At 64.2% G+C, this 19,981-nt stretch carries 22 protein-coding genes and 1 tRNA gene; 9 read left to right on the top strand and 14 right to left on the bottom strand.

Going from position 1 to position 19,981, the window contains the following annotated elements; translation table 11 throughout:
- The first annotated feature begins 3 nt into the window (after positions 1 to 3).
- A complete protein-coding gene (locus Harman_RS12335; RefSeq protein ID WP_137684097.1) occupies positions 4 to 192 on the top strand; it encodes a hypothetical protein in 189 nt (62 codons plus the stop codon).
- Here the strand turns inward: Harman_RS12335 and trpG are convergent.
- The 4 genes from trpG to trpD are packed head-to-tail and all read right to left on the bottom strand — an operon-like array spanning position 189 to position 4,055.
- The gene (gene trpG / locus Harman_RS12330) at positions 189 to 812 is read right to left on the bottom strand and encodes an anthranilate synthase component II (protein ID WP_137684096.1); all 624 of its coding nucleotides are present in this window, start codon (positions 810 to 812) and stop codon (positions 189 to 191) included. The genes Harman_RS12335 and trpG overlap by 4 nt on opposite strands.
- The gene (gene trpE / locus Harman_RS12325) at positions 809 to 2,422 is read right to left on the bottom strand and encodes an anthranilate synthase component I (RefSeq protein WP_137684095.1); all 1,614 of its coding nucleotides are present in this window, start codon (positions 2,420 to 2,422) and stop codon (positions 809 to 811) included. Before trpE ends, trpG begins: the two co-directional genes overlap by 4 nt.
- Positions 2,419 to 3,063 carry a phosphoribosylanthranilate isomerase gene (locus Harman_RS12320; RefSeq protein ID WP_137684094.1) on the bottom strand — a complete coding sequence of 215 codons (645 nt, stop codon included), beginning with the start codon at positions 3,061 to 3,063 and terminating at the stop codon, positions 2,419 to 2,421. The genes trpE and Harman_RS12320 overlap by 4 nt, the downstream gene beginning before the upstream one ends.
- Positions 3,060 to 4,055 (bottom strand): anthranilate phosphoribosyltransferase, encoded by a 996-nt coding sequence (gene trpD / locus Harman_RS12315; protein WP_137684093.1) that lies wholly within the window; start codon positions 4,053 to 4,055, stop codon positions 3,060 to 3,062. Before trpD ends, Harman_RS12320 begins: the two co-directional genes overlap by 4 nt.
- Before the next feature lie 178 nt (positions 4,056 to 4,233).
- Here trpD and Harman_RS12310 point away from each other — a divergent pair.
- The 3 genes from Harman_RS12310 (at position 4,234) to Harman_RS12300 (ending at position 5,841) form a co-directional block, all read left to right on the top strand.
- Positions 4,234 to 4,308, top strand: a tRNA-Val gene (locus Harman_RS12310).
- A 400-nt stretch (positions 4,309 to 4,708) separates the two neighbouring features.
- Positions 4,709 to 5,422: a class I SAM-dependent methyltransferase gene (locus Harman_RS12305; RefSeq protein WP_137684092.1), complete on the top strand. Its 714-nt coding sequence runs from the start codon at positions 4,709 to 4,711 to the stop codon at positions 5,420 to 5,422.
- Positions 5,423 to 5,487: 65 nt separating this feature from the next.
- The gene (locus Harman_RS12300; RefSeq protein ID WP_137684091.1) at positions 5,488 to 5,841 is read left to right on the top strand and encodes a hypothetical protein; all 354 of its coding nucleotides are present in this window, start codon (positions 5,488 to 5,490) and stop codon (positions 5,839 to 5,841) included.
- Positions 5,842 to 5,861: 20 nt separating this feature from the next.
- On the opposite strand, the gene Harman_RS12295 is transcribed toward Harman_RS12300, so the two are convergent.
- Together Harman_RS12295 and Harman_RS12290 are read right to left on the bottom strand one after the other, a co-directional pair.
- Entirely contained in the window at positions 5,862 to 6,353 is a 492-nt protein-coding gene (locus tag Harman_RS12295; protein WP_137684090.1) for an HTH domain-containing protein, read from the bottom strand.
- 181 nt (positions 6,354 to 6,534) lie between these two features.
- Positions 6,535 to 6,855, bottom strand: a complete 321-nt coding sequence (locus tag Harman_RS12290) for a lycopene cyclase domain-containing protein (protein ID WP_200830902.1) — start codon at positions 6,853 to 6,855, stop codon at positions 6,535 to 6,537.
- A 108-nt stretch (positions 6,856 to 6,963) separates the two neighbouring features.
- Between Harman_RS12290 and Harman_RS12285 the strand changes: the two genes are divergently transcribed.
- A complete protein-coding gene (locus Harman_RS12285) occupies positions 6,964 to 8,106 on the top strand; it encodes a CBS domain-containing protein (RefSeq protein ID WP_137684088.1) in 1,143 nt (380 codons plus the stop codon).
- 18 nt (positions 8,107 to 8,124) lie between these two features.
- Here the strand turns inward: Harman_RS12285 and Harman_RS12280 are convergent, their stop codons facing one another.
- Together Harman_RS12280 and Harman_RS12275 are read right to left on the bottom strand one after the other, a co-directional pair.
- Positions 8,125 to 9,138, bottom strand: a complete 1,014-nt coding sequence (locus Harman_RS12280) for an NADP-dependent oxidoreductase (RefSeq protein ID WP_137684087.1) — start codon at positions 9,136 to 9,138, stop codon at positions 8,125 to 8,127.
- 198 nt (positions 9,139 to 9,336) lie between these two features.
- Positions 9,337 to 11,562 (bottom strand): CDC48 family AAA ATPase, encoded by a 2,226-nt coding sequence (locus Harman_RS12275; protein WP_137684086.1) that lies wholly within the window; start codon positions 11,560 to 11,562, stop codon positions 9,337 to 9,339.
- Positions 11,563 to 11,760: 198 nt separating this feature from the next.
- Between Harman_RS12275 and Harman_RS12270 the strand changes: the two genes are divergently transcribed.
- Together Harman_RS12270 and larC are read left to right on the top strand one after the other, a co-directional pair.
- On the top strand, positions 11,761 to 12,177 hold the full coding sequence (locus Harman_RS12270) for a universal stress protein (RefSeq protein ID WP_137684085.1): 417 nt from the start codon (positions 11,761 to 11,763) through the stop codon (positions 12,175 to 12,177).
- Positions 12,178 to 12,243: 66 nt separating this feature from the next.
- Positions 12,244 to 13,587, top strand: a complete 1,344-nt coding sequence (larC, locus tag Harman_RS12265) for a nickel pincer cofactor biosynthesis protein LarC (RefSeq protein WP_137684084.1) — start codon at positions 12,244 to 12,246, stop codon at positions 13,585 to 13,587.
- Positions 13,588 to 13,590: 3 nt separating this feature from the next.
- On the opposite strand, the gene Harman_RS12260 is transcribed toward larC, so the two are convergent.
- Positions 13,591 to 14,385 (bottom strand): hypothetical protein, encoded by a 795-nt coding sequence (locus Harman_RS12260; RefSeq protein ID WP_200830890.1) that lies wholly within the window; start codon positions 14,383 to 14,385, stop codon positions 13,591 to 13,593.
- Between the two features lie 84 nt (positions 14,386 to 14,469).
- On the opposite strand from Harman_RS12260, the gene Harman_RS12255 reads away from it, so the two are divergent.
- Together Harman_RS12255 and radB are read left to right on the top strand one after the other, a co-directional pair.
- Complete coding sequence (locus Harman_RS12255; protein WP_137684082.1) at positions 14,470 to 15,300, top strand: hypothetical protein; 831 nt, start codon at positions 14,470 to 14,472, stop codon at positions 15,298 to 15,300.
- Positions 15,301 to 15,339: 39 nt separating this feature from the next.
- A complete protein-coding gene (gene radB / locus Harman_RS12250; protein ID WP_137684081.1) occupies positions 15,340 to 16,050 on the top strand; it encodes a DNA repair and recombination protein RadB in 711 nt (236 codons plus the stop codon).
- A gap of 285 nt (positions 16,051 to 16,335) precedes the next feature.
- Here radB and phoU read toward each other — a convergent pair whose 3' ends face one another.
- From phoU to Harman_RS12230, 5 genes are all read right to left on the bottom strand, one after another.
- Positions 16,336 to 17,016, bottom strand: coding sequence for a phosphate signaling complex protein PhoU (phoU, locus tag Harman_RS12245; protein WP_137684080.1), 681 nt, complete (start codon positions 17,014 to 17,016; stop codon positions 16,336 to 16,338).
- A gap of 125 nt (positions 17,017 to 17,141) precedes the next feature.
- A complete protein-coding gene (locus Harman_RS12240) occupies positions 17,142 to 17,453 on the bottom strand; it encodes a hypothetical protein (RefSeq protein WP_137684079.1) in 312 nt (103 codons plus the stop codon).
- A 57-nt stretch (positions 17,454 to 17,510) separates the two neighbouring features.
- Positions 17,511 to 18,842 carry a Trk system potassium transporter TrkA gene (gene trkA / locus Harman_RS12235; RefSeq protein ID WP_137684078.1) on the bottom strand — a complete coding sequence of 444 codons (1,332 nt, stop codon included), beginning with the start codon at positions 18,840 to 18,842 and terminating at the stop codon, positions 17,511 to 17,513.
- 172 nt (positions 18,843 to 19,014) lie between these two features.
- Positions 19,015 to 19,143 (bottom strand): hypothetical protein, encoded by a 129-nt coding sequence (locus Harman_RS21970; protein WP_268812800.1) that lies wholly within the window; start codon positions 19,141 to 19,143, stop codon positions 19,015 to 19,017.
- A 243-nt stretch (positions 19,144 to 19,386) separates the two neighbouring features.
- The gene (locus Harman_RS12230; RefSeq protein WP_137684077.1) at positions 19,387 to 19,947 is read right to left on the bottom strand and encodes a DUF7344 domain-containing protein; all 561 of its coding nucleotides are present in this window, start codon (positions 19,945 to 19,947) and stop codon (positions 19,387 to 19,389) included.
- Positions 19,948 to 19,981: the final 34 nt, after the last annotated feature.

Genomic DNA, 19,981 nt, shown 5'->3' with positions numbered 1-19,981 from the left:
ACTATGTTGCCACTCCTCCAGCTCGGGGCGCTCCCGTCACTGCCGGCGTTACTCGTCGGTCTGCTGGCAATCGCCGTCGTACTGCTTGTCGGTCGACTCGTCATGAAAGTGGCGTGGCGGCTCGTCATCATCGCTATTATCGCCGTCGCTGTGCTCTGGCTGCTGGGAATGCTGGGTTTCCAGGTTCTTTAGAGCCCGGCGAGGAAGTTCCGGATCACGTCGTGGCCGACCGCGGTCAGGACCGACTCCGGATGGAACTGCACAGCTTCGATGGGGTGCTCACGGTGGCGGACGCCCATCACCAGCTCCGTGCCGTCCTCAGTTTCTGTGGTTGCGCTGACGACGAACTCGTCGGGAACGTCTTCGGCGATGAGTGAGTGGTAGCGCCCGCCCTGGAACCCCTGTTCGAGGCCCGCGAAGACGCCTTTCTCGTCGTGGTCGATGGGGAACGCTTTGCCGTGAATCGGTTCCGGCGCGCGGCCGATTGTGCCGCCATAAGCGTACACCGCCGATTCGAGGCCAAGGCAGACGCCCAGCGTCGGCACGTCGGGGCTGACCTCCCGGAGCACGTCCAGCGTGACACCGACATCCCGCTCGTTCTTTGGATGACCAGGGCCGGGCGAGAGCACAATCGCGTCCGGGTCGAACGCCTCGACATCGTCGAGTGACGCCGTGTTCCGGACGACTTCAGTTTCGGCGTGTTCGGACACGTACTCGACGAGGTTGTAGGTAAAGGAGTCGAAGTTGTCCACGAACAGGACCCGCAGGTCGTCCCTGACGGCGGCCTCGCCGGCCGGCTGTGACGTGCTCATCGGGCCACCTCCTCGGGATCGGCGTCGGCATCAGCGGACGACTGGTCGCCCTCGTCCTCAATCCGCTCAAGCGCCGTCAGCACGCCGTCCATCTTCTGCTCGGTCTCGATGTACTCGCTTTCGGGGTCCGAATCCGCGACGATGCCGGCCCCGGCCTGGACGGTGATGCGGTCCCGGTCGCCCTCGTCTTCGACCGTCGCCGAGCGGATCACGATAGCGAAATCAGTGTCGCCGTCCCAGTCGAAGTAGCCGACGCCGCCGCCGTAGGGGCCACGCGGCGAGCGTTCGAGTTCGTCGATGATCTCCATGGCGCGGATCTTCGGCGCGCCCGAGAGCGTCCCCGCCGGGAACGTCGCACGGGCGGCGTCGAAGGCGTCCTTGTCCGCGGCCAGTCGCCCCGTCACTGTGGACTCGATGTGCTGGACGTGGCTGTACTTGAGGACGTTCATGAACTCCGGAACGCGGACGCTGCCAGCCTCGGCGACCCGGCGTACGTCGTTGCGCGCCAGGTCGACGAGCATCGTGTGTTCGGCCCGTTCCTTGCCGTCGGCGAGCATCTCGCCGGCGAGGCGGCGGTCCTCGACGGGCGAGTTCCCGCGCGGGCACGTCCCCGCGATGGGGTTGGATACGACGTGGTCACCGGCGACCGAGACCAGCGTCTCGGGACTTGCACCGACAATCGTCAGGTCGTCGTAGCCCAGCAGGTACATATACGGAGAGGGGTTCACCGCCCGGAGCGCCTCGTAGAAGCCCAGCGGGTCGACCTCGCCGTACAGCTCCCGCGTCCGGGAGATGACGCCCTGGTAGATGTCACCTGAGAGGACGTACTCCTTGGCGCGCTCGACGGCGTCCTCGTATTCGTCTTGGGGCCCGGCATTTTCGTCCTCACGGCGGAAACCGCCAGTCGAAAGCGGAGCCAGATCCGAGAGCACGTCCTCAACGCGCTCGGCCTCGGCGACCAGTTCGTCGTACCGGTCGCCGGCGTCCTCGTCCTGTCTGATGACAGGGGTAAACACCAGCGAGACGGTCTCCTCGACGTGGTCGAAGCGGACCGTCGACGTAGTCAGGACGAACTGGGCATCGGGGAACCGCGAGTCCGGGCGGTCCAGACCCACCTCGTCGAGCCAGAGGTCGTAGACGGCGTCATACGAGAGGAAGCCGACGAGGCCGCCTTCGAGATGCTGGCGGTCCATCGCCGGGAAGTTCCGCAGCGCCACGTCGGGCATCGCCGCCCGGAGGTCGTCGACCACATCGCCGCCCTCGGTCGTCACGAGGTCGGCGTAGCGGTCGTCGAAGGCCTCGACCTCGCTCTCCTCGCCGGTCACGGTAACGACGGCGCGCGGGTCGTAGCCGACGAAAGAGAAGCGGGCGTGGCGGTCGTCGGTCTCCGGCGCGAACGCGCCGTCGGGGTCGCTGGAGGCGACCTTCTCGGCGCTTTCCAGCAGGAACGTGTAGTCGTTTGCGGCCACGTCGCTCGTGCGACCGGTCAGGGCCGCGTACGCAGTCAATGGCTCCACATCCACGTTCAGTTCCGCGGCGGCGCGGACGACGACCGGGCGGTCGGCCTGTGCGTGCTTGACAAATTCCTCGCGGGAAATATCGAGGGTCATACTGCGCCCTCCGACGCCTGCGTGGCGTTCCGGACGAACCGCTCGACGGCGTCGTGGTCTTTCACCCCGCCCGAGGATTCGACGCCGCTGGCCACGTCGACGGCGAACGGCCCGACCGTCTCGACGGCCGTCGCGACGTTCTCCGGCGTCAGTCCGCCGGCCAGCACGATTGGCACGTCCAGCGAGTCGACAAGGTCGCGCGTGCGCTCCCAATCGTGTGTCTCGCCGGTGCCGCCGCCGCCGTCGGCGGCGACCGAATCGACGAGCAGGGCATCGGCGTGGTCGGCGTAGTCCTCGATGTCCGGCGCATCCGCCTCGACCACAGCGACGATATTCTGGGTGATGCGGCTGTCGAGTGCCCCGAGTTCCGCCGGCGAGAGCCCGTCGTGGACCTGCACCGCGTCCGGTTCGATTCTGTCCACGCGCCTGACGGCTTCCTGAACCGTCGTCGGCATCGTCACCAGCACGCTCGTCACGAACGGCGGGACGCCGTCGACGAGCGTCTCGGCGGTGGCCTCGTCGACTTCGCGGGGCGTGTCGACCGGGACGCCGTGGATGACGCCGACCGCGTCAGCGCCAGCCGCGACGACAGCGTCGCGGTCCTTACCGCCCGTCACGCCACAGATTTTCACGCGCGTCATGCCCCGATCAGATCCTCAAGTTTGTCGGCCGCCGCGCCCGACTCGATGGCCTGTCTGGCTTGTTCGACCCCGTCCTCGTGCGTGTCGGCGACCCCAGCGACGTAGATGGCCGCGCCGGCATTGGCGAGGATGATGTCTCGCTTCGGGCCGGTGACTTCACCCGAAACGATGCCGCGGAGGTCGGCCGCGTTCTCTTCCGGCGTGCCCCCGGCAATCGCCTCGATGTCGTGGGTCTCCAGGCCCATGTCCTCCGGTGTGATGGTGTATTCGGCGATCCGGTCGCCGGTGACCTCCGCAACGGCCGTCTCGCCGTGGATAGCGATCTCGTCGAGACCGTCGCCGTGGACGACCAGCGCCCGCTCGACATCCAGCCGGGCCAGCGCTTCGGCCATCACGGGAACGAGGTCCGGGTCGTAGACGCCAAGCACCTGCGCGTCCGCGTCGGCGGGGTTCGTCAGCGGCCCGAGGATGTTGAAGACTGTGCGCATCCCGAGTTCCTGTCGCGGGCCGATAACGGCCTTCATCGCCGGGTGGAACACGGGCGCGAGCATGAAGCCGATACCCTCGCGTTCGATTGTCTCCTCGACTTCCGGCGGTTCGGCCTCAATGTCGACGCCGACCTCTTCGAGCACGTCGGCGCTCCCCGACGAAGAGGACACCGAGTAGTTGCCGTGTTTGGCAATCGGGACGCCGGCACCGGCCGCGACGATGGCGCTCGTCGTCGAGACGTTGATGGTGTTGTAGTCGTCACCGCCGGTCCCGCAGGTGTCGACCAGCCCCTCCCGGTCCGGCCGGATGGTTCGTGCGGCGTCGCGCATCCCCTGGGCGAAGCCGGCGATCTCGGCCTCAGTCTCGCCCTTCGCCCGCAGTGCCGTCAAGAGCGCGCCGATCTGGGCCTCGGTCGCGTCCTCGAAGACAGTCGTCGCAACGGTCCGTGCTTCGTCCTGTGTCAGGTCCTCGCCGTCAGTGACGCGTTCGATGTACTCTTTCATTGTATTCACCAATGGACTATTTCGTGTTGTGATGTACAAATCCGTACATTGACTTAAGGCTATCGGGACCCCTGTCCGTCAACGGACATGTGTGAGCAATCAACAGACGACGTGGCGGTACTGAATTCGAAACCTTCAATTACACCCACCGGGAACACTGTAGTGTACCTCGCAGTGAGGGTTCGTGGTCTAGGTCGGTTATGACACCTCCTTGACATGGAGGAGGCCGGCGGTTCAAATCCGCCCGAACCCACTATTTCTGTCGCAACCAATTCGGGAGCGGCGGAAGCGTTCGTGAGGGCCATTTGAACCCTGAATGACGAACGAAGTGAGTCTTTCTCTGGTTCACAATCCGCCCGAACCCATTACTGACGGCGCAACCGACGAGCGTAGCGAGCGTTCCTCGATGACCGTACGTGTGCAGTGGTAAGCTGACCGAATCGAACGTATCTGAACGTCGCCTGCTGTGGGGTCTCGACCGTACAACCGCGATACCGGGGGCTCGGAGGGGTCGTTATACAGTGATTACGCGGCCCTGTCAATCCAGGCCAGAAGGGCCGTCGGTAGTTACTTCACTTATCAATCACTTATTTGGCTTAACAGCCAGATAGTGATATTGGAGACGGTCGTTCATTCACTCCCCACCGGGACATATGACTTCGCCAGTCTTCAAGCAACTGTACGAATCTGCCCTTTCAGATTCTCTGGACGAGGACGCCGTCCTCCTCGATATCGGTGCCAAGGACGGGAAGATCGCGTCCGAACTCGCCGAGAGCATCGGTTGTCGGGCCATCGTTCTCGACATCGACTTCGACGACGAGGCGGCCGCATGCAACTGTGACGCCGTGCAAGCGGAGGGGGAGACGATGCCGCTGCCGGACAACAGCGTTGACGCGATCATCTCTAACATGGTGTTCGAGCACGTCCCGGACGAGAAGCGACTCATCGCCGAGACAGCCCGTGTCCTGACAGACGATGGGGTCTTCGTGTCGATCTGTCCGAACCGTGCCTGGCCAGGCGATGGCCACGGCTATCCGTTCGGGATGCCCTGGCTGCCAAAAGCGCTCGGGAATCGGATCGCAAAGCCATACGACAAGCAGTACGGCCGAGGCGAGAAGTGGTATCAGGTCGCCTACCACCCCGTGTGGTCGGTCACGGTCCGCAGGGAACTGTCGGAGCATTTCGACAGCGTCGAGTTCCGGTCGGCGGAGTTACTTGAAGCCGACCTCGACCGGTCTAACACGAACCAGCGCCTGCTCGATACGTTCGCCAAGCCGCTGGAACTGGCCCTTGCCTCGGACGCAGGGGAACGGCTCGTCGAAGCCGTGTTTCCGACACCGGTGTACGTTTCGACGAAGCCGCGGTGACACTGCGAACTGGCACGGGTGCACCGTCCAGTACCTTCTTGCCCTGACCGTGTAGAGACATGTATATGCGAGATCAGGTCCAGTCGGCGGACGCGTTCGAACAGTTCGTGCTGCTCGCGGTTGCGGAACTCGAAACGGCCGACGAAACGCCGGCCCATTCCTATCACGTGACACAGACCATGAAGGCACATCTTGCGGACATCGAACGCCAGCCCTTCGGCGGCGTCGAGCGCCAGGAAGTCATCGCGACATTGGGTCGACTCGCGGACGAGGGTCTGTTGGCGAACGAACAGACGGAGTCGCCGACAGGGAAAGGGCGACCGGGGTACGAACTGGTCGGGGACGCCGACGACGTACTCGAAGCACTGTCGGAGGCAGAGGAGTTCGAGCCGTACGTCGAGACGATCCGGTCCTCGTAGCGAGTATCAGAATAGTTTCTTCAGACAACGCTCACGCCACTGTGTTCCGTGTCGAGCGCGGGTGGCTGGCCCGCTTTGAGGCGCTCAAGCCGGTCCATGATCGTGTGGACAACGTCGTCTTTCGTACAGGGTGCGACGTGGGCGAGTTCGTTGCCGTCGTACTCGGCCAGCCCCATGACGGGCAGCGCCATGGCATCGTAGGCCGACGCCGCCGCTTCCGAGTCAACGGTCGTGTCCTGATAGAACGATTCGAGCGAGACGTTGTTGGTCAGTGCCCACTGCTTGAACTCGGCGACGCGATTGAGAATGTACTTGCCTTCTTCTGTCCGTGCGGCGGCCGACTGGGGCGCGATCTGTTTGCCCCAGACGATGACGTTGAACCCGTCGATGTGGTCGTTCTCGTCGAGCGTTTCGAGTTGGGTGATGACTGCTTCCTGTCGCTCGTGTGCGCCGTCGGGGAGCATCGACCGGACGTACAGTTCGAGGTGAGGTGTCGGCGTCGTATCACTCATAGATATCTGACAGCACTCTCGGCTGTCACATATAGCTACTGTGAGAGATGTCTGCATAGCTCAGAAACGGGTATCAGGGCCTCAATCGTGTAAAATAGACATATTTAGTGAGCGGCTCTGTTTCCAGTTGTAACTCCGAGACAGTATCAGTTAACGGTCGAAACAAACGTCGGGTCGCTAACTATTCGCTGTTGGAACCGGAGGAACGACCGTGCACGTTTTCGTGGATGCCGAGGACGAGCGCGGGAACCACGACGATGAAGATGTGTTCCTCGATAGGGATGCCGAGGAAATCGACGCCGGTCCTGAGCGTGATTGCGAAGATGCCGACAGTGAGCGTGTACCAGTCCCAGACGTACGCGATGGGATAGAGGACGGCAATGGTCGTGGCTGCCCGTCGGAGCGCCCCTGCACGCCACAGCAGCGCGATGGCGACAGCGCCCCAAACGACCTCCGTGACCAGATACGTGTAGGGACCGAACACGCCGATGTCTGGAAGCACACCCATACGTCGGTTCCAGGATCCTAAAGGTTGGCCCGTCTCCCGGTTCTCGGGGATTAAACCAACCTTGATAACCCTTCACGTAGAACCTTCGAACTGTGAAGCACGATGGATATTGCTGATATCGCCACCAGAAAGTTTGTCGAGGTCGACGCCAACAAACGCCTGGGGAAAGTCCGGTCTATCTTCGAGCGCGAGAACCCCAAAGGCATCATCGTCAGGGAAGACGGTGAGTACGCTGGCGTTATCACGCAGAAACAGCTGGTCCAGTCCCACGTCGAGGACAACGCGAAAGCGGGGGCGATGACGCGCTCGGCGCCGAAAGTCGAGCGCACCGACGACGTGCGCGAGGTCGCGCGCGTCCTCGTCGAGGGTGGTGTCAAGCTCGCACCCGTCTTCGAGGCGGGCGAGCTCTGGGGTATCGTCACCGAGGACGATATCCTCGCTGCCGTCCTCCACAACCTCGATGCGTTGCGCGTCGAGGACATCTACACCCGGGATGTCATCACGGTCTCTGAGGACACCAACGTCGGGCAAGTCGTCAATCTCCTCCGGAAGCACGGCATCTCCCGACTGCCGGTGCTCGACGACGATGACGACCTGAGCGGGATGGTGACCCGCCACGACATCGTCGATGTCGTCGTCCGGGACATGAACAAGACGACTCGGGGCGACCGTTCGGGCGAAATCGAGCGCGTGCTCGACATGCCTGTCTACGATGTGATGAGCAGCCCGGTCGAGACGGCGAAGCTCGACGACTCCGTCGAGGACGCCGTTGCGCGGATGCTCGAAAACGACTTCGCTGGCCTCGTGGTCACGCCGGCAGACGACGACGCACACGTCGCCGGCATTCTCACGAAGACCGACGTGCTCCGCGCGCTGACCTACACCGAGGAAGAGCACATGGACGTGCAGATCACGAACATCAAACTGCTGGACACCATCTCGCGTGCGGACATCCGGTCGGACATCGAGACGGTCGTCGACAAGTACGGGGCGATGCAGGTCCAGCACGCCCACGTCCGCTTCCACGAGCACAAGGAGAAGCTCCGTGGCACGCCGCTCATCCAGTGTCAGATCCGGCTCCGGACCAACAAGGGCCAGGCGGCCGGCTCCGGCGAGGGCTACGGCGCTGAAACCGCGTTCAACGTCGCGCTCGATAAGCTCGAACGGAACGTCCTCGAACTGAAAGGCGTTCAGGCCGACGAGGAGTACCGCGGCCAGCTCCTCCGCAAACTCGGCGAACTGTAACTCGGCCAGTCGGTTTTTCTACCGCTCTGCGACCTGGACGAGCTGCTTCCCGATGTTCTCGCCCTCGAACAGCCCGAGGAACGCGTCGGGGGCGTTCTCGATGCCTTCGGTAACCGTTTCTCGGTACGAAATCTCTCCCGAGGCGACCCACTCCCCGAGCTGTTTCGTCGCTTCCTCGAACCGCGGCTCGAAGTCAGAGACCAGAAGTCCCTGGACGGTCGCGCGGGACTGGATGACCTGGGTCAGCTTCCGGGGACCAACCGGGACATCTTCGTCGTTGTACATGGATATCTGTCCACAGACGGCCACGCGGGCGTCGGTGTTGAGCCGCGTGAACACCGCGTCGGTGATCGGCCCGCCGACGTTATCGAAGTAAGCGTCGACGCCGTCCGGCGCGGCCTCGTCCAGTGCGGCCTGGTAGTCGTCGGTCGTCTTGTAGTTGATACCGACATCGAAGCCCAGCTTGTCTTCGAGGAACGAGACCTTCTCGTCGGAGCCGGCGAAGCCGACGACATGTGCGCCCTGGAGTTTGGCGAGCTGACCCGCGACGGAGCCGACCGCCCCGGCAGCGCCGGTGACGACGAAGGTGTCGCCGGCAGCAGGCTGTGCCACCTCTCGGGTGCCGAAGTACGCTGTCAGGCCTGGCATGCCCAGCACGCCCAGGGCCGTCGAAATCGGTGCGAGTTCGGGGTTGACCTCAGTCAAGGCCGGTCCGGGCGCGGTGGCGTACTCCGCCCACTCCAGGTCACCGGTGACAACGTCGCCCTCGTCGAAGCGCGCGCCGTTTGACTCGACGACCTCACCGACGACCGCTCCCCGGAGTGCGTCGCCTACGTCCCACGGGTCAGCGTACGATTCGCCGGCACTCATCCGGTCGCGCATGTACGGGTCGACAGAGAGATATAGCGTCTTGACGAGTACCTCGCCAGGCCCCGGCTCGGGAACATCCTCCTCTGAAAGCTCAAATGTGTCATGGTCAGGGGTCCCTTCAGGGCGCTTTGCTAGCCTGTAAACGCGATTAGTGTTCGGCATCACCCCCTATACAGTCGGGTCCTGAAAGGGGGCTTCGAAAGGAGAAACAAACACCGGTTGTATAATTTATCTAATAATTATACACAGGTGTTGTGCGGCCAGCGGTCGTTGCATCGCTCGGGAGCGTCGAATCACACGGCACGGCGAAAAAGCGCAGTCGACTCGCAGTGAAGAACAGCAACCGAAAGCGCCGGAGCCTTACTGGAAGCCGATACGGCCGCCGGTGCCAGCCTGACGCTGGGGACTGGAGCCGCCTCTGAACTCCTCTTCCATCTGCTCGTAGTACTCGCGGATGTCGTCAGTGATGGTCGGGCGCACGCTGTCCATCGCCTGCCGGAAGTGGCGCATCTCGACTTCCTCCGCGTCGTCGTCCTCGCGGAGCGCCTCGATGGCGGCTTCCCGGGCGATGGATTCCAGATCTGAGCCCACGAATCCATCACTGACCTCGGCCAGTTCACGCAGGCTCACGTCGGGCGACAGCGGCGTGTCGTCCGTGTGGATCTTCAGTATCTGCTCGCGGCCCTCGATATCTGGCTCGCCGATCATCACCAGTCGGTCGAACCGGCCCGAACGGATCAGCGCCGGGTCGATCATGTCCGGCCGGTTGGTCGCGCCGATGACCATCACATCCTCCATCTCCTCTAGCCCGTCGAGTTCGGTCAGGAGCTGGTTGACGACGCGCTCGGAGACGTTCGACCCCATCTCGCCGCCCCGACCCGGTGCTAACGAGTCGAGTTCGTCGAAGAAGATGATGGTCGGGGCGACCTGGCGGGCCTTTCGGAACGTCTGCCGGATGGCCTTCTCGCTCTCACCGACCCACTTCGAGAGCAGCTGCGGGCCACGGACCGAGATGAAGTTGGCGTCGGTCTCGTTGGCGACAGCTTTCGCCATGAGCGTCTTCCCGGTGCCGGGCGGACCGTACAGCAACACGCCCGAGGGCGGCGTCACGCCCATGCGCTCGAACTTCTCCGGGGAGTTCATCGGCCACTCGACGGCCTCCTGAACCTGCTCTTTGGGATCGCTGAGACCGCCGACGCTGTCCCAGGACACCTTCGGGAGTTCCACCAGCACTTCCCGCATCGCCGATGGACTCACCTCGTTGAGCGCCCCTTTGAAGTCGTCCCGTTTGATTATCATCCGGTCGATCAGACTCGGCGGGATGTCCTCCTCGTCGAGGTCGATTTCGGGGAGGTAGCGCCGCAGCGCCTTCATCGCGGCCTCCTTGGTCAGACTCTCGATGTCAGCCCCGACGAAGCCGTGCGTGTCCGTCGCCAGTTTGGCGAGGTTCACGTCGTCGGACAGCGGCATCCCGCGGGTGTGGATCTGGAGGATTTCCTCCCGACCCACTTCGTCGGGCACGCCGATTTCGATTTCGCGGTCGAACCGGCCCGGGCGACGCAGCGCCGGGTCCACACTGTCGACGCGGTTCGTCGCGGCGATGACGATGACCTGGCCCCGCGATTCGAGGCCGTCCATCATCGTCAGCAACTGGGCGACGACGCGGCGCTCGACCTCGCCGGTCACGTCCTCGCGCTTGGGCGCGATGGAGTCCAGTTCGTCGATGAAGATGATCGAGGGCGACTCCTCGCTCGCGTCCTCGAATATCTCGCGTAACTGCTGTTCGGACTCGCCGTAGTACTTCGAGATGATCTCGGGGCCGGCGATGGAGAAGAAGCTGGCCGAAGTCTCGTTGGCGACGGCCTTCGCCAGCAGCGTCTTCCCGGTGCCGGGCGGGCCATGCAGCAACACCCCCTGTGGCGGCTCGATGCCGAGCTTCTTGAAGATCTGGGGGTGTTTCATCGGCAACTCGACCATCTCTCGCACGCGCTGGATCTCGTTCTGGAGGCCGCCGATGTCCTCGTAGGTGATCCCGCCGCCGGTCTTCTCGAAGCCGGAGATGGGTTCCTCGCGGAGTTCCACCTCGGTGTCCTCGGTGATAAGACAGACGCCCTCGGGCTCGGTTTCGACCGCGATGAGCGGGATAGCCTGGCCCGGCGAGCGCATGAACGGGTGGTTCGTCGAGGACATCACCGGGACGATGTCGCGCTCGACGACCGGCCGTTTCAATATCTGGCGTTTAACCATGCCGGCGGCGTCGGAGCCGAACTGGACCGACGCCTCCTCGGGCGGCGCGAGGACGAGCTTGTCGGCCTTCTCGGCCTCGGCCTTCCGGATGGTGACGCGCTCGCCGATACCCACGTCGGCGTTCTGGCGCGTGAAGCCGTCGATGCGGACGGTGTCGGTGTTCCAGTCCTGGCGGTCAGCGCGCCACACCTTCGCCGCGGTCGTATCGCTCCCCTCGATCTCGATGATGTCGCCCGGAGAGAGCTTGAGATGCAACAACGTGTCGGGGTCGAGTCTGGCGATACCGCGCCCCGAGTCGTTCGGGTACGCTTTCGCCACTTCCAATTGGACTTCGTTCATAGTAGAGCCTGCTTACACCGAACTCGGGTAGCCCCGGAGATATGCTTTATGCTACCGGCGGGCAAGACGCTCGGCGACGGGTTTATATGTTACCTAATAACATGCCCGACGGACGGAAGGAATATGTACCGGCCTGGGTGGGGGACACAGGCTGCCGCCACCGCCGCGTTTCATAAGGCTGGGCGCGATAGCGCCGATATGGTATTTCTCGTTCCCTTCGATGGATCACCGCTTGCAGACGCCGCGCTCGACCGCGCCGTCACCTACGCCGAAGCGCTCGGTGAGGATGTCGTCGCCGTCGCGTTCATCCCGACCGGGGCCGACTACGCCGAGCGCCGCCGCCGCGTCGACCCCACCGAGGACTTCGCCGCCGAGACCGCCGCGGACGACCTCCGGCGCAAGATCGAGGAAGCGACTGACGACTCCGAACTCCGCTACGACGACGTGAGTGCCCACTCCACCAGCGAACTGTCGACGACGATCAGACAGACTGCCCGCGATGTCGACGCCAGCGTCGTGTTCCTCGGCAGCGACGACACCGAGGACATCGTCGTCCCTATCGACGAAGTCAGGGACGGCGAGACCTACGACATCCACATCGTCCGTCGGGCCTGACCGCACCACGCCGTCGGTGGAATCGTAGCAGGAGGGCTTTTACTGGCGCGGCCTGAGCCTCCGGGTATGCGAACACTCGCTTTCGACGGCCGCATGGGCGCGGCCGGGGATATGCTGCTTGGCGCGCTCATCGCCGCCGGGGCCGACAGGGAGGTACTGACGCCGGTCGAAGACGAAATCCCTGTCGAGTACGCCGTCTCCGAGGTGGACCGCTGCGGGATCGCCGCCACGCGCGTCGAGGTCCTGCTGACCGACGCTGACAGCGATGGCGACGGGACCCACGACCATGCTGGGGAGGATCATTCGCATTCTCACTCCCAAGATCACGACGAGGGGCACGGTCACGATCATGAGGATCACGACCATAGCCACTCCCACGACCACGACGACGATGACCACGACCACACACACGCTGAGGGCCACGGCCCGAGTCGAACGTACGCCGAAGTGGTCGAACTCGTCGAGGGGATGGACCTCCCGAAGGCCGTCAGAGCGGACGCGCTGGCGATCTTCGAGATACTCGGCGAGGCCGAGGCGTCGGTCCACGGCACGGACCTCGACGGGACGCACTTCCACGAGGTCGGGGCCGACGACGCCATCGCCGACATCGTCGGGGCCTGTCTCTTGCTCGATGACCTCGACGTAGATCAGGTCGTGACGACGCCGCTGTCGACTGGCGGCGGCACCGTCGAGATGAGCCACGGCACTTACCCGGTCCCTACCCCGGCGGTGGTCGAGATCGCCGAGCGGGCCGACTGGTCCCTTCAGGGTGGCCCCATCGACAGGGAACTGGTGACGCCGACCGGCGCGGCGATTCTCGCCCACATCGCCGAGGGGATCGAGTCGCTGCCGCCGCTGAAGGTCGATACGTCGGGCTACGGCGCTGGCGGCTGGGACCTTGCGGACCGTCCCAACGTCTTGCGGGCGCTGGTCGGCGACGGCACGGGGCGGCTCCGCCGCGACGAAATCACGGTACTCGAAACGAACGTCGACGATGTCTCGCCCGAAGTGCTGGGCGACCTCCAGCGTTCGCTCGCGAAAGTCGGCGCACGCGACGTGTCGATAGTGCCGACGACGATGAAGAAGTCCCGCCCCGGCCACATCGTCAAAGTCATCTGCAAACCGGAAGACGCCGAGCGGGTCGCGCGCCGCCTCGCCGAAGCGACCGGGACGCTGGGCGTGCGCGAGTCCGGGGCCGGCCACCGCTGGGTCGCCGACCGGGAGTACGAGACGGTCGCGCTCTCTATCGACGGCGAGCAGTTCGAAGTCACGGTCAAGGTTGCAAGCGACAGCGACGGCACGGTGTTCGACGTGAGCGCGGAGTACGACGACGCCGCGGCTGTCGCGGATCAGACGGGGCTGTCCGTCCGCGAGATACAGCAGCGGGCCGAACAGATGGTGCGAGAGTAGGCGCTACTCGTCGTCCGAATTCTGCTCCGACTGTTCGGTGTCGCGCTGCTGGTCGTCGGTCGCTTCCGAATCACTATCGTGTTCCGCCAGTGCCTCCTCAACGGTGAGCGCGCCGGTGGCAACCCGGCGGGCGAGTCCCTCGCTTATAGCCCGGTTCGTGTCACTTTCCTCCCGCGAGCGGTCCTTGATCTTCTGGAGTTCGCCGGCCGTGGGTTCGATGGTTCGACTCTCGATCTCCTCGCCCTCCAGGCGGGCAATGTTGACCGCGGCCAGTACGTCGCCCATCCCGCGCGCGCCGGAGCCGAGATACGGCGTCGTCCCCGTTTCGTCGACCAGTTCCACCGGGACGGACTGGATGTCGTCGATGATGCGCGCGCCGACGAGCCGCGCACCGTCGCCGATGCGCACGACCGGATCGACGGCGTCTTCGACCTCCTGGCGGACGATATCGCCGGCTTCCGCTGCGGGCACCTGAAACGCCGCGACGACCATGTCGCCGTGGAGAACCGCGACGCCCGGCCGTTCGCCGGGGTCGATACCGACGATAGTCCGGCCGTCGCCGCCCCGAAGCGTCGAGATGACCGATTCAACGGCCTGTCGCGGGGCGTCCGGGTCCGCCTGCACCACAGCCACGCCGTCGGGGATCTCGACCGACTCCCCCGCTGTGATGACCGCCACGTCCGCCCCGTCGGGCCACTCGTCGCCAGGCTCGATAGTGGTAAAGGCCACGCCGCGGTCGCGGAGCTCGTTGACGACGCCGTGGTACACCTCGAAGTCCTCGGTAGCGACGACTATCACTGGCCAGCACTTGGTCCGGTATCCACTTACCGTTGTGGCCGCCGGCCCCGGAGAGTTTTGTCCGAGCGTGGACATTGTGGGGGTATGCCGCCCTCCACCGTCGAGACCGTCACAGAGCGACCAGGGGACCCGCTCTTTGCTCTCGTCGTCGGCCTCTACGTCGCGCTGCTTGCGATAGCGCCGACTGTCTTCGCCGTCGCCCGTCTCGTCTCCGGGGACGCGGCCGTGTTATACGGAACGGTGATAGCGACGGTCACTGTCGGGACTGGAGTCGGCTGGTGGGCGACTGAACGGTTCGGGTGCCTCCCTCACCGTCTCGGAGCGACACAGATGCGCTGGGTCCCCGGACTCGTCGGTCTGGGGTATGCCTTTGCAGGGCTGCTCTCACTCGACTGGGCCGGTGTTGTCGGCGTCCTCGCCATGTTTTCGGGGATGGGTGCGATGGCCCTCGGAAGCGTGGTCGGTGTGATGGCTCGCACACGCTACACCGACGCCCTTCTCGGGGACAGCGAGCGCCACTGTGTGTTCACCGCCGGCTGGCCCGACGCGGCACGGAACCGCCTCTTGGCCCTGGTACTGCCGCTGTGGGCGGTCGGTGTCGCCGGGTTCGCCTCGGTGTACGTCGCACCCGATCTCTGGCCGCTGACGTTCGCACAGATACTGTTCCCGGTGGGGATCGGGATCTTCATGCAGACCCAGCCCAGAGAGTACGCCGTCACCGCCGAGGGGCTCGAACAGCGACTCCCTGTCGCCAGACGCCTGCTTCCATGGGAGCGGTACACGGGCTATACCCGTACTGCAGACGCGCTGGTCGTCCACCGGTCATGGTGGTTCGACAGCCGGTTCGCGCTTGCGGACTTGGACGACCCCGACGCAGTCGAGGGCGCAGTCGCCCGGTATCTCTCGGCGGCGTAGGTGCGAGCGTTTTTATCCGAACCTGACTAACCCCCCGTCGTGAGCGAGTACGTCCCGACCGGGTGTGACGCCATCGACGACCTCCTGGGTGGTGGGCTGGAGCGCGGCGCGGTCACGCAGGTATACGGCCCGCCAGCGGCCGGCAAGACCAATCTCGCGCTGTCGGCGGTGATGGAAGTCGCCGCCGCAGGCGACGCCGCGCTGTACATCGACACTGAGGGCCTTTCGGCCGACCGCATGGAGCAGGTCGCCAGCGGCCGCGCACGGGGGACGGCCCAGACTGTCGACGACCTCGCTGGCCGACTCATCATCACTGAAGTGCTGGACTACGACGAGCAGACCGAAGCCGTCCAGGACGCCGCGGAGTTCGCCGCCGAGGTCGAACTCATCGTGCTCGACAGCGCGACCGGGTTCTACCGGCTCCGCCGCGACGACGAGGACGGCGGCGAGACGCTGCGTGACGTGGCCCGCCAGATCACCCACCTGCTCTCGCTGGCCCGTAAACACGACATCGCCGTCCTGTTTACGAACCAGGTGTTCACCGATCCGGACAGCGACCGCTCGACAGCGCTTGGCGGCCACACGCTCAATCACTGGTCGGGCGCAATCGTCCGGCTGGACCGTTTTCGCGGCGGGAACCGACGCGCCACGCTGGAGAAACACCGCGCCAAACCCGCGGGTGAGACGGCCCAGTTCCGTATCACCGACTCGGGTCTCGTGGGTGACGACACGCCCGAAGCACCGCAGTAGACCAGTCGAGCCTCGCCACCGTTCTCAGGCGCGCGCCGTCGCGGCGACGGCCGCGTCGCAAACGCGAGGGACGAGTCGCACAGGCGAGCCCCGCGAGCCGAGCAACGCAGTCGGCTGGGGAGGGTGTGGCTGTCGCGGTTTTGTGGCTGTTGTAGGTACCGCATACCGCGCGAGCGGAGCGAGCGCGGTTTCACCGGAATCGAGGCCTGTGGCCGAGATTCCGGCCTTTTTCATGAACGTTTTTCGAGGAGTGGTCGCCTTCGGCGACCCGACGATGAAAAAGGTTCAGTAGATGAGATCGTCGTCGTTCTCGACCATGTACAGCGTCCGCGCGGCGATGTTGACGGCGTGGTCGCCGACCCGCTCGATGTCCCGAATCGTCAACAGCAGCCGGGACACGTCGGCCATAAGCTGCTCGATCTCGGCCTCGCTGGAGTCGGCGTCGATCTCGCGTTCGATGAGGTCGCGCACGACCGTCTCGGAGGCCGCTTCACAGCGCTCGTCCACCTCGTCGTCGATATCGGCGATCGTGTAACACTGGTCGGCGTCCTCCTCGCCATAGGCGTCCATAGCATTCTCGACCATCTCGATAGTCACGTCAGCGACATCCTGGATGTCGACCTCGGGGTACACGTCGCGTTCGGCATCCAGTGAGTACTCACCGAGGTTCGTGGCGAGGTCACCGATCCGTTCGAGGTCGGTGATGATCTTGAACGACGCGGCGATAAACCGGAGGTCCGAGGCGACCGGCTGTTGCAGCGCCAGCAGGTCGATACAGTCCTGTTCGAGGTCGAGATACAGCTGATTGATCTCGTGGTCGCCCTCGATGACTTCTCGGGCCATCGCCTCGTCTTTCTGTTCGAGCGCGTCAAGCCCCAGCCGGAGCCGTTCGAGGACGATCTCTGACATATAGAGGACATCCTCGCGGAGCGAGTTCAGTCCCTCCTGATATGAATCGCGTGGCATAGTCCGGAATGTGCTAGTCCCATGCATCAGCCTTTCCCTTCTCCCAATATATCCCGATACCGACCCGCGTGGCGGTGCCAACAGGTGGGGTATTCAGGGATTGGCACATTCGACAGCGAATACGGCTACTGTGACACCGCTTCGGCGTCATCCCGTGGGTGAATATCCAGAGTCGTCGTATCGCCGAGGACCGTCCCACCCTCGACGCGTTCGACGCGCAACACCACGTCCTGTGGTGTGGCACAGCCACAGCTCACGAACTCGGACCACTCATCGCCGACGGTCACCGGACCGCCGTGGGCGCGCCGGAGGTACTGCCGATAGGCGTCCCCGCGCAGTTCATCCACAATCCACTCGGTGTCGACACCTGACCACGGATCTCCGCCGGCGGCGCTGGGGGCAAACGAGAGAACGATGCGGTCTGCAATCGAAGCCATAGCCTAACCGAGGCGATAGCGAAGCTTAGTCCCTGGGGCACGGTCCCGCCGACACGACTACAGTTTGTCGTTGACCGCTTCCAGACAGGCAGCCTCGACGAACACGACGACGTGGTCGCCGGTTTCGATGACAGTGTCACCGCGAGGGATGACCAGTTCGCCGCCGCGGCTGATAGCCCCGATGACGACACCGGTTGGGAGTTCCTGCACCGACTCCCGGATCGGCCGTCCCGCGAGGATGCTCTCGGATGAGACCTCGATTTCGAGCACTTCGGCGCGGTCGGACTCGATGATGGCGACCTTTGTCGCGTCGTACTCCCGGGTGAACCGCGTAATCTCCTCGGCAGTCGTCTCGCGGGGATTGACCGCCACGTCGACGCCGACAGCCTCGAACAGATCGACGTACTCGCCGGAGTTGACGACGGCGACGGTCCGCTCCGCGCCGAGTCGCTTGGCGAGCAGCGTCACCAGGAGGTTCTTTTCATCGCTGTCGAGTGTCGCGACCACGGCGTCGGCGTCCGCGACATGTTCCCGTTCGAGGAACTCGCTATCGGTGGCGTCGCTTTCCAGCACGGTCGTCCCCTGAAGGTCTTCCGCGAGTTCGCGTGCCCGTTCGTGGTCCTGTTCGACGAGCCGCGGTTTGATCCCGCGGTCCTGGAGCAACCGTGCAGTGTGGTAGCCGACATCGCTCCCGCCGACGATGAGGACGTTCTGGGTCGTCTCGGTCTCCGGTGCGATCTCGGTCGCGAACAGGTGGACGCTCTCGCGGCTGCCGATGACGACGATATCGTCACCCGCCTTGATGACCGTCTCCCCGCGCGGGATGATGACCTCCTCGTCACGCAACACGGCGGCGAAGGTCAGGGACTCGTAGCGGTCGGCCTCCGCGACGGTCAGATTCGCTATGGGACTGGATTCGAGGACCTCGAACTCCCCCATCTGGACCTTGCCGTCGACGAATGTCTCCACGTCGCGAGCGCCGGGCAGGCCGATTACGCGAGCGAGGTTCTCCGCGGTGAGCAGGTTCGTCGCGACCATGTGGTCCACGCCGAAGGCTCCCTTGGAGTTCTCCCAGGTCCGGAGGAACTTCGCACTCCTGACGCGAGAGATTGTGAACGGGTCAGCGGCCGTGACCGCCGTCCCGCAGGTGACGATGTTCGTTTCGTCGTCGTCAGTACTGGCGATGAGTACGTCGGCCTTCTCGATACCGGCCTCGGAGAGCGTGTCGAGTTCCGCGCCATCCCCCTCGATACCGAGCACGTCGGCGTCGTACATCAGCGCCTCCACACAGTCGGGGTCGATATCGACGACCGCGACTTCGTGGTTCTCCGCGAGGCTCTTGGCGATGTTCGAGCCGACTTCGCCCGCGCCGACGATTACGATATACACGGCTGTGCCTCCGCCTGATACATGTGCACCGTCTTTCCACCGATAGGTGAAGTGTATTTTCATCCGGCCAGCAAACGACGTGGCCGCACGACGTGGCGGCCGAGCTACCGAAGACGACGGTGCACAAGGACGACACGTCGGTCGAGGCGTTCTGACCGGCGTTGGGAGGATGTCACGTCTCGTCGCTGAGCGGCACGTCTAACCAGGGACAGAGGGGAGACCGACGTTGGAACCGTTCGACTGCGTCGAACGATTCTTTCGTCTCTTCGATCGCCTTTCGCATGCTGGCGTAGTCGGTCATACTCGCTTCATCTGCCTCCCCACCGCTTGATTATGCGCCTCTTTACAGCCAGTGTCCGGCCAGTAGACGCGAACTTCTATCAGTTGCCCGCGGGCCGCTGCAACGAGACAACCAGAAATACGGCGTCCGAACCTGTCCCCGATCTGCGGGACTGTCCAGTGTGTCCCGGGGACTCACCTGTAGTAGCAAGTGACTACTGCAGTGTCGGTGGTCGGCATGAACATCGTTCCGCCACAGGGACGGTCAGTAACCAACTGGAGATATGGACGTGGACGTTACTGCGAGTATGAAGAGATGAACCGCGACGAGTCCGAAAAGCAGTATCGGTCTGGCCGCCGGCGGACTCACGGCCGCGGCCGCACTTACCGCGATCGTCAGGACACTCGCAACTGGGCCGGCTCGAACGGTGTCACTCGACCGCCCCTCGATTGTGCGAGCCGCTTCGAACTGCTGTCTGATAGCGTCGAATCTCGGTCCCGGCGCGACCTGTTTTCGGTCGTGGTCGTACTCGACCAGCCCGACAGCGTCGAGCTTGGGCAGGTGCGTCTGACAGAGTGAGATGTACACGCTGTCGTATAGCTCGTCACTATCAGTCCCTGCATCGGCGACCGCACGCGCCACCTGTCGACCCAGCGAACTGACAGACATCCCTGTCTCGTGTTCGGCGAGACAGTGGAGACAGGCTCGGCGACGCTTGTTACCGAGTATTTCGAATATCGTCGCATCATCGAGCCCGTCCTGGTCTGTGGGCGCAGTCGTCCCCTCGGCATTGAGAACCGCGTCGAGTCCAACAGTCGGTCGCATACGGTTCATCGCCCTCCGGATGTGCCGCTGTATA

The sequence above is a fragment of the Haloarcula mannanilytica genome (assembly GCF_005406125.1).
Classification (GTDB): domain Archaea; phylum Halobacteriota; class Halobacteria; order Halobacteriales; family Haloarculaceae; genus Haloarcula; species Haloarcula mannanilytica.
Note: the sequence above shows the minus strand (reverse complement) of the source record. Positions and strands in the feature narration are given on the sequence as shown.